Below are 15796 nucleotides of genomic sequence, written 5' to 3' on the forward strand. Positions count from 1 at the left end.
CGGCATGTTCATGCGCGGCCGAACAGCAGCGAGCAGTTGTTGCCGCCGAAGCCGAAGGAGTTGTTCATGGCGTAGCGGACCTGTGCATGGGCGGTGGCGAAGCGGATCTGCGGGCCGCAGGCGGGATCGGGCAGTTCGCTGTTGAGGGTGCCGGGCAGCAGGCCGTCGCGCAGCGCCAGCAGGGCGAACACCGACTCGACGATGCCGGCGGCGCCGAGCGTGTGCCCGGTCCAGGCCTTGGTCGAACTGGCGTGCAGGGTGGGCGGGAACAGCGCCGCCACCGCGGCGGCCTCGACGCTGTCGTTGGCCGGGGTCGCGGTGCCGTGCAGGTTCAGATACCCCACCTCGGCCGGATCCACCCCAGCGCGCTGCAGCGCGCCGCGCATCGCAAGGCCGGCGCCCAGCCCCTGCGGATGCGGCGCGGACATGTGGTGGGCATCGCTGGATTCGCCGTAGCCGCACAGCAGCGCCTGCGCCGGCGGCGCGTCGGCGGCATCGGCGCGTTCCAGCAGCGCGTAGCCGCCGGCCTCGCCCAGCGACAGCCCGACCCGGCGCACGTCGAACGGCCGGCACGGCTCCGGCGACACCACCTGCAGCGAGTTGAAGCCGAACAGCACGCTGCCGCACAGCGTGTCCACGCCGCCGACCAGCGCCGCATCGACCACGCCGGCGGCGATCAGCCGCGCCGCCTGGGCGAACACCTTGGCGCTGGACGAGCAGGCGGTGGCGACGGTGATGCACGGGCCGCGCAGGCCGGTGGCGGCGCGCACGAAGTCGCCGAGCGAATGCGGGGTGTGCACGATCGGCCGATCCAGGTCGGCGGGCAGGCGCGGGCCGTCCGCATCGTGATCGAGCCGGGTGTAGGCCTCCTCACTGGCGCCGATGCTGGAGGTGGAGGTGCCCATCACCACCGCCACCCGGTCGGCGCCATGCCGCTGCGCTGCGGCGGCGACCGCGTCGGCCATGCCGTCCTGCTGCAGCGCCAGCCAGGCCAGGCGATTGTTGCGGCATTCCCATGCGGCCAGGGCGTCCGGCAGCGCGGCGGTTTCCAGCCCGTCCACCCGGCCGATCCAGCATTCCAGCGGTTGTGGACCGAAATCGTTGCGACGCAGGCCGCTGCGGCCCTCGCGCAGCGCCGCGGCCTGGGCCTGCAGCCCGCTGCCGAGCGCATTGGTCGCGGTGTAGGCACGGATGGCCACGGGAGCCATGCGGGGCGACGAGGACGCTTCGGTCACGCGGTATTCCATACAAGGACAATTACCGCAGTATATCGACGCATTCGGTCATGCCGTGAAACGCCAACGACGCGAACGTGAATGGCGCGCTTGCCCTGGATCCGTTCAGCGCACGGCCGGCGTGCGCTTTCGCCGATGGCGCATTTCCTCCACAATCGCTTGCCTTTCCACGCCAGGCGCACGCCACGGGCATGCAAGCCTACGTCTACAAAAGCCAACGCAAGCCGGACACCTATCTGTATCTCGCCGCCCGCGACGACTTCGGCCGGTTGCCGCCGGCGCTGCTGGCGTCGCTGCAGCCGCTGGCGTTCGTGCTCGAGGTGGCGTTGACCGCCGAACGCACGCTGGCCCGCGCCGATCCGGCCGCGGTGCGCGCCAACCTCGCCGGCTGCGGCTTCCATCTGCAATTGCCGCCGTCTCTGCCCGGCACCACCGATCGACACGATGACTGACTCCTTTCTCCGCGCGCGCGCGCCGATGCTCGCCGCCGCGCTGGGTGCGGTGCTGGCGCTGGCCGCCGGATTCGGCCCGCTGGCCGCCGCCCTGGGCGCCTGGCTGGCGCAGCCGGCGTTCGCGCTGGCGCTGTCCTGGCACCGCGGCAGCCGGCCGCGTCCGCGTGCCGCGCGCGAGCTGATCGGCGCGGTGGCGCCGCTGCTGGCGCTGTGGGCCGGTGGCATGGCGCTGGTCGCGGTGCTGGTGGCCTGGCCGCTGGCGGCCCTGCACGACAGCGGCAGCCTGGCGGCCGCGCTGGCGCTGAGCGTGGCCGCCAGTGCCGCACTGCTCGGCCTGTGGCGGACCTGGCCACTGTGGCACGCCAGCGACGGCGAGGACGGCGCGCTGGGCGCGCGCTGGCACGCGCTGGCGCAGCAGGACGTGCAGGCCTGGCGCGGACTGGCGGTGGCCGCGCTGGTGCTGGTGCTGGCCGGGCTCGGCGTGGTGCTGGCCTGGCCGGGACTGCTCGCCGACGCTGCGCGCTGGCCGCTGGCGCTGGCCTATGCGCTGCTGTCGCCGCTGCTGCATGCCGGCCTGCAACGGGTGGCACCGCCGCAGACGCTGACCCCGCCGGTGTCCTCCGCCGACCTGTTCGCCGAACTGAGCGCCAACACCGCGCCGCGCGCCGACGAGCCGGCGCCCGCACAGGACGAATTGCATGCGGCGCTGTACGACGCTGCCCGCGGCGGCCGCGTCGACCGCGCGCTGCAGTTGCTGCAGGCCGGTGCCGATCCGCATGCGCTGCCCGCTGCCGAGTGGCGCGACCAGCGCAGCCTGCCGGTGCTGGCCGCGGTGCTGCCGGACCTGCGCCTGCTGCGCGAACTGATCGTGCGCGGGGTCGACGTCAATCGCCCGCACCTGGGTATGACCCCGCTGCTGGCCGCCACCCGCGACAGCTGGCACGGCCGCCCGGAAGCGGTGATGACCCTGCTCGCCAACGGCGCCGACCCGCGCGCCAGCGACGGCGACGGCAACACCCCGCTGCATCACGCCGCGCGCAGTTCCGACCCGGGCGTGGCCGCGCTGCTGCGCGACGCCGCCGCCGAACTGGACGCGGCCAACCGCGACGGCCTGACCCCGCTGGCGGTGGCCTGCCAGGTCGGCAACTGGCGCATGGCCAAGTTCCTGCTCGAGCGCGGCGCCAAGCCGGAGCCGGCCGACGCCAGCCCAGTGCTGCTGGCCGCCGCCGGCACCGAGGAAGACGATCCGGCCGGCGTGCAGTTGCTGCTCAAGCACAAGGCGCGGGTCGATGCGCGCGATCGCCAGCGGCGCAGCGCGCTGCACGAGGCGGCGCAGGCCGGCCACGTGGAGATCGTGCAGGCCCTGCTCGGCGCCGGCGCCAATCTGGAAGCGCGCGACGCGCTGGGCCGCACGCCGTGGCTGGAAGCCGCCCGCCACGGCCGCGTGGCGGTGCTGGAACGGCTGCTGCCGCACAAGCCGGACGTGGTCGCGGTCGATGGCGACGGCCGCAACGCGATCCTGCTGGCCTGCACCGCCGACCACGTCGCCCCCGGCCTGATCCGGCGCCTGCTGGAGCTGGGCGTGGCGCCGGCGCAGCCGGACCAGAGCGGCCGCCGCGCGGTCGACCTGGCCGCCGAGGCCGGGCGCTGGGCGATCGTGTCCGCGCTGGACCCGGACTATCCGCTGCCGGCCGCGGTCAGCGACGGCCAGGGCGAGACCGGCCCCGCCGGCCTGCCCGACCGGCCGCCGCTGGAACTGCTGCGCGAAGGCCTGCAACTGGGCCAGCCGCGCGACGGCCTGGCCGCGCTGGCGCGGCTGTGCGCGGCCGAGGAACTGGGCGCGCTGCTGCACGATGCGCCGCTGGCGCTGAACGCGCAGGCGGTGGACTGGCTGCTGGCGCACGGCGCCGAGCCGGAGGTGCTCGATGCCTGTGGCGATACCCCGATGTTCGCGCTGCTCTCGCGTGGCGTGGAGGCGGTGCCCAGCCTGCAGGCGATGCTGCGCCACGGCGTGTCGCCGGCCGGCCGCGGCGGCCTGACCCGCCTGCTCGCCGCCTGCGCCCAGCACGATCACGCCTCGCGCGCGCTGGAACAGTTCGCCCTGGAACTGCTCGAGCGTGGCGCCGATCCGTTCGCGCCGTCGCCGGCCGGCGATCCGCCGCTGTCGCTGGCGGTGCGGCTGGGCTGGCTGCGCCTGCAACTGCAACTGCTCGAGCGCGGCGCCGACCGCGAGGCCCGCGACAGCCACGGCATGACCGCGCTGCACCTGGCCGCTGCGCTGGGCCGCGAGGCCTCGCTGAAACTGCTGATCCAGCAAGGCGCTTCGCCGGACGCGCGCGCCGCCGACGGCCAGACCCCGCTCGGCGTGGCCCTGGCCAGCGGCCGCCGCGACCTGGCCGACTGGCTGGACTGGCGCACCTGGCCGCTGCCGCGGCGCCCGCTGCGCGAGGCCGACGTGCCGGCCGCGGCGATGGTCGGCGATGCCGAGGCGATCCGCCGCCTGATCGACCTGGGCCTGCCGGTGGATGCGGTGGACGCGCAGGGCTGCACCGCGCTGCTGCGCGCTGCCGGCGGTGGCCATGCCGCAGCGGTGAAGCTGCTGCTGTCGCGCGGCGCCGATCTGCAGCACGCCGCGGCCAGTGGCGCCACGCCGCTGTCGGCGGCGGTGAGCATGCGCCAGACCGAGATCGTTGCCGCCCTGCTGCAGGCCGGCGCGCAGATCGAACACCGCCTGCCCGGCGGGGTCACCGTGCTGATGCTGGCCTGCGCGCTGGGCCTGCCCGACATCGCCGCGCGGCTGCTGGCCGCCGGTGCCGACGTGCATGCCGGCGACGCCCAGCAACTGGCGCCGCTGCACTGCGCGGCGCTGTACGGCTTCACCGCGCGCGACAAGACGCGCCTGCTGGCGTTGCTGGACACCTTGCTGCTGGCCGGCGCCGAGGCCGACCGCGGCTCCGCCGGCGGGGTGACGCCGCTGCTGTTGCTGCTGGGCGCGCGCGCCGAACCGGGCACGGCCTGTGAGGAGCCGGTGGTGCTGGCCGGCGTCGAGCGCCTGCTCGACGAGGACGTCAGCCTGGAGGTGCAGGATCCGCGCGGCTTCGGCCCGCTGCACCTGGCCGCGCTGCACGGCCTGCCGCTGCTGGTGCAGCGCCTGCTGCGCGCCGGCGCCGATCCGGAACTGCGCGACACCTTGAACCGCACCCCGCGCGAGATCGCGGTGATGCGCGGCTTCGTCGACGTCGCCGGGCAGTTCCAGCCGGCGCTGCCGGGGGTGTCGTCGATGGCCCGGTTCCTGCGCGAGAGCCGCTAGCGCTCTTCCTTCTCCCAGCGGGAGAAGGTGGCCCTGAGGGCCGGATGAGGGGAGGGCGCCGCCGCGCCTCGCCCATTGCACCGCGTCTCGTGCCGCACCCTCACCCCGATCCCTCTCCTGGTGGGAGAGGGGGCTTGCGGCAGCGCGGTGCGCCGCAGCGCCCAAAAAAATGCCCACCGGAGGGCGGGCGAGTGCGTCATGGTGGGTACGTCGCTGCTGTCGGAACCGCTGCGGGAGGGCCGCCTCCCGCGCACGTGGCGCGGCGGCAAGCGGCACCGCCGCGCGGTTTGGCGTTACTGCCGCGCCACCACGGTCAGGCCGCTGTAGCTGCCGCTCAGGCGCACGTAGTAGGTCGTGGCGCTGGACGGGGTGAGGCGCACCGTCTGGGTCGTGCCGGCGCGGGTGGAGCGCGCGTCGTAGCTGCTGCTGGTCGGCGTCTTGCCCGCCGCCACGTACATCGCCACGTTGCCGGTGCCGCCGAAGGTCATGAAGCTCACCACCGTGCCGGCCGCGGCCTGGAAGCTGTACAGCCTGTCGCCGCCCTGGCTGCCGACACCACGCATCTCGACCTTGTTGACCAGGGTCTTGGTCGGGGGCACGCAGCTGCTGTCCGAGGGATCGCACGGCGGGGTGGTGGCCATCTGCAGCAGCATGTCGATGTCCAGGATGCCGGCGCCGATCGGCGTGGTGGTCGGGATCGCCACCGGGAACGGCCGCGCGCTGGCGCGCAGCAGGTCGCGCATGCCGGTCCAGCTGAGCGGGGTCTTGGCCACGCTCTGCACCATCGCCACCGCCGCGGCCACGTGCGGGGACGCCATCGAGGTGCCGGCCATGCCGCCGATCTGCCAGTCGCTGGTCGGGCTCTGGGTACCGCCGTTGAGCACCTGGAAGATGTAGCCGTTCGGGTTGCCGTCGACGTCGCCGCCGCCACCCGGCGCGGCGATGTCCACGCGGGTGCCGTAGTTGGAGTAGCTGGCGCGGCCGCCATTGACCCGCGAGGCGCCGACGCTGATGACGCCGTTGCAGGACGACATGGTGTAGGTCCCGGCATCGGCATTGGAGTTGCCGGCGGCGACCACGATGATCGTGCCCTTGGCGTTGATCTGGTCGATCGCGTCCTGGTAGATCTGCGGGCAGGTGTCCGGGCCACCGCTGCCCAGGCTCATGTTGATCACCTCGGCCGGGTTCGGATTGGTCGGCAGGCCGGCCACCGGCAGGCCCGCGGCCCACAGCATGCCGTCGGCGATGTCGCTGCCGAAGCCGCCGCAGGAGCCGAGCACGCGCACCGGCACGATCTTGGCGTCGTAGGCCAGGCCGGCGGTGGCCAGGTTGTTGTTGGTGACCTGGGCGATGGTGCCGGAGACATGGCTGCCGTGCCACGAGCTCGGCTCCGCGGCGTTGCCGGACCCGCCCAGCGCATTGCAGTAGTCGGCCTCGACCCAGTCGCCCAGGTCGTAGCCGCCGGCCGCGCGGCCGTCGGTGTCGCGGCGCGAGACGCGGTGGTCGGTGATCATGTCGTAGCCGGGCAGCACGTTGGCGGCCAGGTCCGGGTTGTCCTTGACCACGCCGGTGTCGACCACCGCCACCACCACGCCCTTGCCGGTGGAGCGGGTCCAGGCGGCTTCGGCGTTGACCCCGCCGACCGGGTCGTGGAAGTTCCACTGCAGCTTGGCGTAGGCCGGATCGTTGGGCGTGGTGGAGGCGGCGGCCGCCATCGCCGTCGGCAGGCGCACGCTGGCCTCGTCCAAGCGCCGGTACAGGCGGTCGACCTGCACCGACACCACCGACGGGTCGGCCTTGAGTTCGTTGATGAAGGCGGTGCGTTCGCTGTCGCTGAGGTGACGCGAGGTCTGCACCACGTGCCAGCCCGGCACCGCCATGTCGCGCAGTACCTTGGCGCTGACCGCGCTGCGCAGCGTCAGGCCGTTGCTGGCGATCTGCGCGCGCTGCATGCCGCTGCGCGCCACCGCGCTGCTCAGGGTGGTGGCGAGCAGGGTGCGCGCCTGGGTTCCGCCGTCGCGGGTCTTGACGATGAAGCGCTGCCCCAGGTCGCCAGGGGTGGCCGATTGCGGCACCGGGCCGTGCACGCCACCCAGGCCGATGGTGGGCGTGGCCGCCTGCGCGGCGCCGGCGAACAGGATGGCGGCGAGGGCAGTGGCGAGCGTATTGGAAGACATCATCTGCAGATCCTGGAAAGAGAAGTGAGAAGAAAGAAAACGGCGGCGCACGCGGCGCCGCGTTGGGTCACAGGTCAATGCCCACGCCGATGCCGGCCGAGGACTCGCCGCTGCTGAAGGCGCCGCCCAGGCTGAACGAGGCGCGCTCGCCGAGCTTGCGGGCGTAGCCGACCGACAGTGCCTGCTGTCCGCCCTGGAAGCCGGCGCCGACCGACACGCGCCCGCGCGGGCTCTGCGTGCCGGCGGCGTTGACCGCCATGTTGAGCATCGCCGCGCTCATCGCGCCCAGCTTGTCCATGCGCCGGTCCATGCCGTCGAAGCGACGCTCGGTGTCGGTGCGCAACTGGTTGAAGCTGTCGTCCAGCGCGGTGATGCGGGTGTTGGTGTAGGCGTTGGCGCTGCTCAGGGTGGCGCTGTTGCCCGCGCGCATCTGCGCCACGTTGACCGCGTCGGTGTCGGCGCTGCCGGCGGCGACGTTGGCGACCTGGCGCTCGTTGCCGGCGCTGCCCACCGACACTGTGTTGGCGCGGTTGGCGACCGCGCCCTGGCCCAGCGCCACCGAGTTCGCGGCGCTGGCCGAAGCGCCCTGGCCCAGCGCAGTGGCCGAGGCCGCCGACGCGTTGGCGCTTTCGCCCAGCGCCACCGCATTGGTCGCCACCGCGGCGACGCGGGCGTTGGCGCCGACCGCGGTACTGCCGTCGGCGTTGACCGTGGCGTTGCCGCCGATGGCGGTGTCGTTGGGGCCGTAGGCCAGCGCCTGCGCGCCCATCGCCAGGCCGTTGTTGCCGTTGGCGGTGGCCCCGGAGCCCACGGCCACGGCATTGGTGCCGGCACCGGTGCTGGGCGCGGTGGCCGCGCCGCCGCCGTCGCCGACGCTGATGCCGCCGGAGCCGCCGAGGGTGTTCAGGCGGTTGCCGAAGCCGGTCAGCGCGGTGTCCAGCGCACCCATCGCCGAGCCCAGGTCGGTGTAGTGGTTGCCCTGCACCAGGTAGTTGCCGCCGATCAGGGTGCCGTTGGCGTCGACCACGCTGCCGGCGCCGAATGCGGCGGCGACGTTGCGCAGCTGCGCCAGGTTGACCGCATCGGTGTCCAGGGTGCCGGCGGCCAGGTTGGTGAGCTGGCGCTCGCTGCCGGCCGCGCCGATGGACACGGTGTTGTCGCGTTCGGCGACCGAGCCGGCGCCCAGCGCGACGCTGCGGTTGGTGATGGTCGTTTGGTCGTTGACGAACTTCGAGTTGCCGACGCGGGCGCCGGGGCCGATCGCGATCGACTGGTCGCCGAACACGTCCGCGCCGGTGCCAACGGCGATGCTGTCGTAGAACAGCACCGGGGTCTCGCGGAAGAATTCGCCGTTCCACACCATTCCCCCGCCCAGGGCCAGGCTGCGGGTGCCGCCAGCCCAGGAGCCGTTGCCGAGCGCGGTGGAGCCGACGCCGAGGGCGAGCGCGGCTGGGCCGACCGCCGTGCCGTCGTCGCTCTGTGCGAACGCGCTGGCGCCCATGGCCACGCTGTGGGCGCCCCAGGCGCGCGCACCGTTGCCGAAGGCGCTCGCCCACTCGGCGGTGGCCTGGCTCTGTGCGCCCACGGCCACGGCCGCATACTGGTTGGCCACTGCGGTGGAGCCCATGGCCACGGTGCGGTTGGCGCTGGCCTCGGCCAGGGCGCCGACCGCGGTGGAACTGTAGGCAGTGGCCAGCGCGCCACCGCCCAGCGCGGTCGACATCGGACCGGTGGCCTGGGTCGCCTGCAACTGCATGCCTTCACTGCTCAAGCTGTCTTCGCCCACGTCGACGATGCCGCCGACGGCGACGCTGGAACGGTCGCTGGCGATCGCGCCGGCACCGGCGGCCACGTTGAACTTGCCGCTGGCCTGCGCGCCGGCGCCCAGGGCGGTCGCGGCCATGCCGGTGGCGGAGGTCTGCTGCAGGATCGTCACGCCGCCGGACAGGTACGAATAATCCACGTCGAGCATGCCGCCGACGGCGGTGGTGGAGATCTCGGTGGCCAAGCTGTTGTGGCCCACCGCCACCGCGTGGTTGGCATAACCGACCGCACCGCCGCCGAGCGCGATGGCCCCTGTCCCCACCGCCGAGGCGGCCTCGCCGGCGGCCAGCGCTTCGTCGCCGTCGGCCTCGGCGCCGGCGTTGCTGTCGGCGCCGCCGGTGGCCTTGAAGTAGACGCTGGGATCGTAGGTGGTCGCGGCCGGGGTGGCGCTGGCGTCGCTGGCCGTGGCGTCGGTGCCGGTGGACTGGGCCGTGCCGGCCGCCGTTGTCGTGGTGGCGGGCGTCTGCGCCATCGCCGTCGAGGTCAGGCACAGTGCGCAGGCCAGGGCCAGGGTGCTGGTCGCACGGGGCATTGGATGACGGGCGGCGGCGCCGCGCGGAGAAGTGCAATCGTTCATGGCGATCTCGGGCTGGGAAACGGCAGGGCAGAAGGTGACGTCGGCGGCGCGTGTGCGCCTCCGCATCGGTCAGGAGTGATCTGGGAGCCGCGCCGTCGTCCCCAGGCGCGTTCCGTCATGCGAACTTAGGCCCGCCGTCACCGGCTTGTCACCTGCAAGTTCTCGCATGATCATCATCGGATTCTCACTGAACGGGAATGGAGCACGGCGGCATGGCGAAGGCGTTCTGGAACTGGCTGGGCCGCGCGCCGCTGATGGACGAGGTGGATCGGCGCAATGCGCGGGTGATCCAGTTGCTGCTGCTGTTCCTGGCGGTGACCATTCCGGCCACGCTGGTGATCGCGCTGGTGCTGGCGTGGCCACAGCTGCGCGGGCAGCCGATGCAGCCCGGCCTGCTCATCTCGCTGACCATGAGCCTGTTGATCGGGGTGTGCGCGGCGATCGGCTTCGTGCGCGTGCGCCATGGCGCCTTGCGCGGTGGGGTGCGGCTGCTGCTCGGGGCAATGCTCGGGTCGCTGCTGGTCAATGCCGCCATCCATGGGTTCCAGCGGCAGTTGCCGGACCAACTGGCGCAGATGCTGGTGCTGATCCTGGCCGGCCTGGTGCTCGGGCGCCGCGCGCTGTGGGTGACGTTCGCAGCGCTGCTGCTGATGCTCGGCGTCGGCGTCGGCCATGACGCGCTGCTGGAGCTCGCCGACACGCCAGCCCAGGCGTTCTTCAACGTGTTGCCGGTGCTGTTCAGTTACCTGCTGGTGGCGCTGCTGCTGGACCGCACCACCGAGGCGCTGCGCGAGAGCCTGCGCGAATCCAATGCGCGCGGCCAGCGCCTGCAGCAGGAGATGCAGGAGCGCGAACGCGCGCAGACCCAGCTGATCCACGCGCAGAAACGCGAGATCACCGAGCGCATGGCCAGCGGCCTGGCCCACGACTTCAACAACATCCTGGCGGTGATGTCCGGCTTCGCCGCCGCGCGCCACGACGACGATCTTGCCGGCGACGCGCAGCGCATCGCGCAACTGGAGGACAGCCTGGCGGCGGTGGAAGAGTCGGCCGAGCGCGGCATGACCATCGTGCGCCGGCTGCTGCGCTTCAGCCGCCGCGATGCCGAGCATGTCGAACGTTTCGACGCCGCGGCCGCGGTGGAGGCGCTGCAGCCGATGCTGCGGCAGTTGCTGGAAGCGCGGATCGTGCTGCGCTGCGCGCTACCGGCGGCACCGGCGCCGATCCGCTTCGAGCGCAGCCAGTTCGATTTGATGCTGTTGAACCTGGCCTCCAACAGCCGCGACGCGATCGCCGACCGTGGCCAGTTCGACATCGCCGTGTCCAGCGCGGACGAGGGCACCGTCATCGAGGTCGCCGACGACGGCCACGGCATGCCGGCGGAGGTGGCCGCGCAGGTGTTCGAGCCGTTCTACAGCACCAAGCCCGCCGACCGCGGCACCGGCCTGGGTCTGGCGGTGGTGCGCGACCTGGTGGTGCGCGCCGGCGGCCGCATCCAGGTGCACAGCACCGTGGGCGTGGGCACGCGCTTCCGCATCGTGCTGCCGCATGCCGATGCGGTGCCGGCGTCTGTGTCGGTGCCGGCGTAGGGACTGGGCGGCCTCGCCGGCCCGCGCCACGCGCCGGCGAGGGGCGCGTCAGCCGGCGGGATCGAAGATGTAGCCTTGGCCGTGCACCGCGGCCAGCGGCAGCGGTTCGCCGCAGCGGCGCTGCACCTTGCTGCGCAGGCGGTGCACCATCGAATCCAGGCGGTGCGCGTCGAAGTCGTAGACGCGGTCGGTGAGCGCGGCGATCAACGCCTCGCGCGCCACCAGCAGGCCCGGTTGCTCGAGCAGGCGCAGGCACAGGCGGCGTTCGCTGCCGGTCAGCGCGGCCGCAGCGCCGGACGGCGACAGCAGGCACCAGCCGTCTTCGCTGACCTGCCAGCGTCCGCGCGCCGGCGCCGCGGGCAGGCGCCCGCTCACACGCCGCGCCAGGCTGTGCAGGGTCGCGGCCAGCAGGTCGATTTCCACCGGTTTGGACAGATAGGCATCGGCGCCACCGGTCAGGCCGCGGATGCGGTCCTCGGTCTGGCCCAGGCTGGTCAGCATGACGATGCCCAGGTCCGGATACTGCTGGCGCAGCGCGCCGGCCAGGGTGAAGCCGTCGGTGTCGGGCAGGCCGACATCCAGCACCACGATCTCGGCACCTTCGCGCTGCACCCGTTGCTGCAGTTCCGCGCCGGTGCCGCAGCCATCGGCGGCGAAGCCGAAGCGGCGCAGGCCCGGCACCAGGATGCGATCGCGCAGTATCGGATCGTCCTCCAGGACCAGGGTGCGCAGGGCGGCGGCAGCGGGATCGGAAGTCATGCGCAGGCGCAGTGTAGCGGCAGCCGGTCGCTTGCGCGCGCCTGAACGGCGCCGCGCGGCGATTACGCAACGCAAACACCGGCGCTGGCAGACTCGCGGCTCCTCCGCCCCGGCGCCCACGATGGCCTCGCGAATCGAAGACTACGCCATGCTCGGCAACTGCCGCAGCGCGGCTCTGGTGGACCGTTGCGGCTCGATCGACTGGCTGTGTCTGCCGCGCTTCGATTCCGACGCGTTGTTCGCGGCCCTGCTCGGCGAACCCGACCACGGCCGCTGGGCGATCGCGCCGCAGGGTGCCTTCACCAGCACCCGCGCCTATCTCGACGGCAGCCTGGTGCTGGAGACGCGGTTCGAGACCGACACAGGCGCGGTGGCGCTGCTGGACTTCATGGTCGCCAGCCACGACGAGGTGCTGCACAACCACGTGGTGCGGATCGTGCGCGGGTTGCACGGGCGGGTGCCGCTGCGCATGCAGTTGCAGTTGCGCTTCAACTACGGGCGCACCATTCCCTGGGTGTCGCAGATCGACGGCGGCCTGCAGGCGGTGGCCGGGCCGGACCAGATCGCGTTGCGCAGCCCGCAGGCCATGCACGGCCACGGCTTTGCCACCGAGGCCGAGTTCGTGCTGGAGGCCGGCGAGAGCACCTGGTTCGTGCTCAGCCATGGCGCCTCGCACCTGGAACTGCCGCCCTTGCTGGAGCCGGAACAGGCGCTGGCGCAGACCGAGGCGTTCTGGCATGGCTGGTCGCACCGTTGCCTGGATGCGGGCGCGTGGACCGAGGCGGTGCGGCGCTCGCTGGTGGTGCTGAAGGGGCTGAGCTACCTGCCGACCGGCGCCATCGTCGCCGCGCCGACCACCTCGCTGCCCGAGCGCCTGGGCGGCGAGCGTAACTGGGACTACCGGTTCTGCTGGCTGCGCGATGCGGTGTTCACCCTCACCGCGTTGCGCGCGGCTGGCTACTTCGACGAGGCCGCCGCCTTCCATGGCTGGCTGCAGCGCACCGTGGCCGGGTCGCCGGACCAGTTGCAGGCGCTGTACGGCATCGGCGGCGAACGGCGCATGGCCGAATGGCAGGTGGACTGGCTGCCCGGCTACGAAGGCGCCTCGCCGGTACGCGTGGGCAATGCCGCGGTCGGCCAGTTCCAGCTCGACGTCTATGGCGAAGTGATCGCCGCGTTCCACCGTGGCCACCACGAGGGCATGGCCTCGGCGGTGCATGGCCGCTCGCTGGCGCGGCAGCTGCTGGAGGTGCTGGAAGAGCGCTGGCGCGATCCGGACGAAGGCATCTGGGAGATCCGCGACAAGCGCCAGCACTTCGTGCATTCCAAGGTGATGGCGTGGCTGGCGTTCGACTGCGGCGCGCGCGACGGCGTCACCGACGCCGATGCCACGCAACGCGCGCACTGGCGCGCGCTGGCCGACGAGATCCACGCGCAGGTGCTGGCGCAGGGCGTGCACCGCGACGGCTACTTCGTGCAGAGCTACGGCAGCGAGCGGCTGGACGCGGCAACCCTGCTGATTCCGCTGGTCGGCTTCCTGCCGCCGGACGATCCGCGCGTGGCCGCCACCGCCGATGCCATCGCCGAGCGCCTGAGCATCGACGGCCTGGTCGAACGCTACCGCGCCGACGACGACAGCGGCGACGGCCTGCCGGCCGGCGAGGGCACCTTCGTCGCCTGCAGCTTCTGGCTGGTGGAGAACTATGCGCTGCTGGGCCGCCGCGAGCAGGCGCAGGCGCTGTTCGAACGCCTGCTCGGCCTGTGCAACGACGTCGGCCTGCTGGCCGAGGAATACGACCCGCGCAGCGGCCGCATGCTCGGCAATTTCCCGCAGGGCTATTCGCACGTGGCGCTGGTCCACGCGGCGCTGCGCCTGCATGGCTTGATCGGCGAACAGGACACCCATCCATGAGCGATGCCTCCCAGACCACCCCACCCTGCCTGATCGTGGTGTTCGGCGCCCGCGGCGACCTGACCCGGCGCCTGGTGCTGCCGGCGCTGTACAACCTGCGCCACAGCGGCGCGCTGCCCGAGGAATTCGCGGTGATCGGCGTGGACCACGGCGCGGTCAGCGAAGTGGCGTGGCGGCGCATGCTCGGCGATGCGATGCGTGGGCTGATGGCCGACCGCGACGCCGAGTTCAAGGCCGACGGCCTGGACGAAGAGGTGTGGGGCTGGCTGCGCTCGCGCCTGCACTACCTGCGCGGCGACTTCAACGACGCCGGCACCTATCGCAGCCTGGGCGCGCTGCTGGACAAGGTCGCCGCGCAGTACCGTACCGGCGGCAACGTGCTGTTCTACCTGGCCACCGCGGCGCGCTTCTTCGCGCCGGTGATCGAGCAACTGGGCGCGGCCGGGCTGGTCAAGCAGAGCGCCAACGGCGGCTGGCGCCGGGTGATCGTGGAGAAGCCGTTCGGCCACGACCTGCAGAGCGCGCGCGAGCTCAACGCCATCGTCGGGCGCGTGCTCGACGAGGACCAGGTGTTCCGCATCGACCATTTCCTGGGCAAGGAAACGGTGCAGAACATCCTCGCCTTCCGCTTCGCCAACGGCCTGTTCGAGCCGGTGTGGAACCGCGACCGCATCGACCACGTGCAGATCACCGCGGCCGAGACCATCGGCGTGGAAGGCCGTGGCGGCTTCTACGATCCCACCGGCTGTCTGCGCGACATGGTGCCCAACCACCTGTTCCAGTTGCTGGCGATGATCGCGATGGAACCGCCGGCGGCGTTCACCCCGGCGGCGATGCTGCGCCGGCGCGCCGAGGTGATCGAGGCGGTACGGCCGCTGAGCCCGGCCGACGTGGTGCGCGGCCAGTACGCGGCCGGGGCGATCGGCCGCAACGCGGTGCCCGGCTACCGCGAGGAAGACACCGTGCCGCCGGATTCCAACACCGAGACCTACGTGGCGATGAAGCTGCAGGTCGATACCTGGCGCTGGGCCGGCGTGCCGTTCTACCTGCGCACCGGCAAGCGCCTGCGCGAGCGCACCACCGAGATCGCGATCCGCTTCAAGCCGGCGCCGCTGGCGCCGCTGCGCAGCGCCGAGATCGGCGGCTACGGCCCGGACTGGCTGGTGCTGCACATCCAGCCCGACGAGGGCATCTCGCTGCAGTTCGACGTCAAGCGCCCGGGCGCGCGGGTCAGCCTGGCGCCGGTGCGCATGGACTTCCGCTACCGCGACTGGTTCCCCAAGGAATACACGGTGGGCTACGAACGCCTGCTGCAGGACTGCATGCACGGCGAGGCCGGCCTGTTCCAGGACGCGACCATGGTCGAGGCGGCCTGGACCATCGTGCAGCCGATCCTCGACGCTTGGCAGACCTCGGCCGACGAAACCCCGCAGTACCCGGCCGGCAGCGCCGGCCCGGCGGCGGCCGACGCGCTGCTGGCGCTCAACGGCGGCCACACCTGGCGCACCCTGACCGCCGGGCGCCGCCCGCCGCCGCGGCGTCCGCCGGAGGCCACCGCCACGACCGAGACCCGGCCGGTGACGCCGGCGCCGAAGCGCAGCGGGGCCAAGGCGGCCGATGCTTCCGCTTCGCCCAAGGCACGCACGTCGACCAGGGCCAAGCCCGCCGCGGCGCCAGCAAAGCCATCGGCAGCGAAGAAGGTCGCCAAGCCCACCGCGAAGAAGGCCGTCAAGCGTGCGGCCGGCAGCGCCGCGAAGCGTCCCGCACGAAAGCGCTGAAGCAAGCGCTGAAGCGGCGCCCCGGGCGCTGGCGTGGGCGCCAGTGCTCGGGGAAATGCTTCCATGTCGCAGGAGCGGCGCAGCGATGGCGGCTGGCTCCTGCAGTCGGGGCTGAAGCCCCTCCCACAATGCAAGGCTTGATGGCGTGCGGATACAGCGCGCTTGCCGAGCATTGGCTTTGGC

Annotated in this window: 8 protein-coding genes and 1 pseudogene; 5 read left to right on the forward strand and 4 right to left on the reverse strand. The window is 72.7% G+C overall.

Translation table 11 applies throughout. The features are described 5' to 3' along the window. Window positions 1-8: 8 nt before the first annotated feature. On the reverse strand, window positions 9-1208 hold the full coding sequence (locus tag M3U25_RS20270) for a beta-ketoacyl-[acyl-carrier-protein] synthase family protein (protein WP_242157103.1): 1200 nt from the start codon (window positions 1206-1208) through the stop codon (window positions 9-11). 218 nt (window positions 1209-1426) lie between these two features. Here M3U25_RS20270 and M3U25_RS20275 point away from each other — a divergent pair, with 218 nt between their 5' ends. Together M3U25_RS20275 and M3U25_RS20280 are read left to right on the forward strand one after the other, a co-directional pair. Next, on the forward strand, window positions 1427-1687 hold the full coding sequence (locus M3U25_RS20275; RefSeq protein WP_017909431.1) for a YcgL domain-containing protein: 261 nt from the start codon (window positions 1427-1429) through the stop codon (window positions 1685-1687). After that, window positions 1680-4997 carry an ankyrin repeat domain-containing protein gene (locus M3U25_RS20280; protein ID WP_355503791.1) on the forward strand — a complete coding sequence of 1106 codons (3318 nt, stop codon included), beginning with the start codon at window positions 1680-1682 and terminating at the stop codon, window positions 4995-4997. The genes M3U25_RS20275 and M3U25_RS20280 overlap by 8 nt, the downstream gene beginning before the upstream one ends. Window positions 4998-5290: 293 nt before the next feature. Here M3U25_RS20280 and M3U25_RS20285 read toward each other — a convergent pair whose 3' ends face one another. Both M3U25_RS20285 and M3U25_RS20290 read right to left on the reverse strand, forming a co-directional pair. After that, window positions 5291-7177: a S8 family peptidase gene (locus tag M3U25_RS20285; protein ID WP_355503789.1), complete on the reverse strand. Its 1887-nt coding sequence runs from the start codon at window positions 7175-7177 to the stop codon at window positions 5291-5293. Between the two features lie 64 nt (window positions 7178-7241). Next, entirely contained in the window at window positions 7242-9530 is a 2289-nt protein-coding gene (locus M3U25_RS20290) for a YadA-like family protein (protein WP_355503787.1), read from the reverse strand. A 257-nt stretch (window positions 9531-9787) separates the two neighbouring features. Between M3U25_RS20290 and M3U25_RS20295 the strand changes: the two genes are divergently transcribed. Continuing rightward, on the forward strand, window positions 9788-11164 hold the full coding sequence (locus M3U25_RS20295) for an ATP-binding protein (RefSeq protein ID WP_355503785.1): 1377 nt from the start codon (window positions 9788-9790) through the stop codon (window positions 11162-11164). A 48-nt stretch (window positions 11165-11212) separates the two neighbouring features. Here the strand turns inward: M3U25_RS20295 and M3U25_RS20300 are convergent, their stop codons facing one another. After that, window positions 11213-11923: a response regulator transcription factor gene (locus M3U25_RS20300; protein ID WP_242157083.1), complete on the reverse strand. Its 711-nt coding sequence runs from the start codon at window positions 11921-11923 to the stop codon at window positions 11213-11215. Window positions 11924-12044: 121 nt separating this feature from the next. Between M3U25_RS20300 and M3U25_RS20305 the strand changes: the two genes are divergently transcribed. Together M3U25_RS20305 and zwf are read left to right on the forward strand one after the other, a co-directional pair. Continuing rightward, on the forward strand, window positions 12045-13835 hold the full coding sequence (locus M3U25_RS20305; RefSeq protein WP_355503783.1) for a glycoside hydrolase family 15 protein: 1791 nt from the start codon (window positions 12045-12047) through the stop codon (window positions 13833-13835). Further along, a pseudogene (gene zwf, locus M3U25_RS20310) lies at window positions 13832-15694 on the forward strand (glucose-6-phosphate dehydrogenase); the annotation flags it as partial. The gene M3U25_RS20305 and the pseudogene zwf, both read left to right, overlap by 4 nt. Window positions 15695-15796: the final 102 nt, after the last annotated feature.

Source organism: Xanthomonas sp. PPL134 (assembly GCF_040595915.1).
GTDB classification, from domain to species: Bacteria; Pseudomonadota; Gammaproteobacteria; order Xanthomonadales; family Xanthomonadaceae; genus Xanthomonas_A; species Xanthomonas_A indica.

Coding starts and splice junctions, on each gene's coding strand:
- M3U25_RS20270 (WP_242157103.1), bottom strand. CDS start 1,208: ATGGCTCCCGTGGCCATCCGTGCCTACACCGCGACCAATGCGCTCGGC.
- M3U25_RS20295 (WP_355503785.1), top strand. CDS start 9,788: ATGGCGAAGGCGTTCTGGAACTGGCTGGGCCGCGCGCCGCTGATGGAC.
- M3U25_RS20285 (WP_355503789.1), bottom strand. CDS start 7,177: ATGATGTCTTCCAATACGCTCGCCACTGCCCTCGCCGCCATCCTGTTC.
- M3U25_RS20305 (WP_355503783.1), top strand. CDS start 12,045: ATGGCCTCGCGAATCGAAGACTACGCCATGCTCGGCAACTGCCGCAGC.
- M3U25_RS20275 (WP_017909431.1), top strand. CDS start 1,427: ATGCAAGCCTACGTCTACAAAAGCCAACGCAAGCCGGACACCTATCTG.
- M3U25_RS20300 (WP_242157083.1), bottom strand. CDS start 11,923: ATGACTTCCGATCCCGCTGCCGCCGCCCTGCGCACCCTGGTCCTGGAG.
- M3U25_RS20290 (WP_355503787.1), bottom strand. CDS start 9,530: ATGCCCCGTGCGACCAGCACCCTGGCCCTGGCCTGCGCACTGTGCCTG.
- M3U25_RS20280 (WP_355503791.1), top strand. CDS start 1,680: ATGACTGACTCCTTTCTCCGCGCGCGCGCGCCGATGCTCGCCGCCGCG.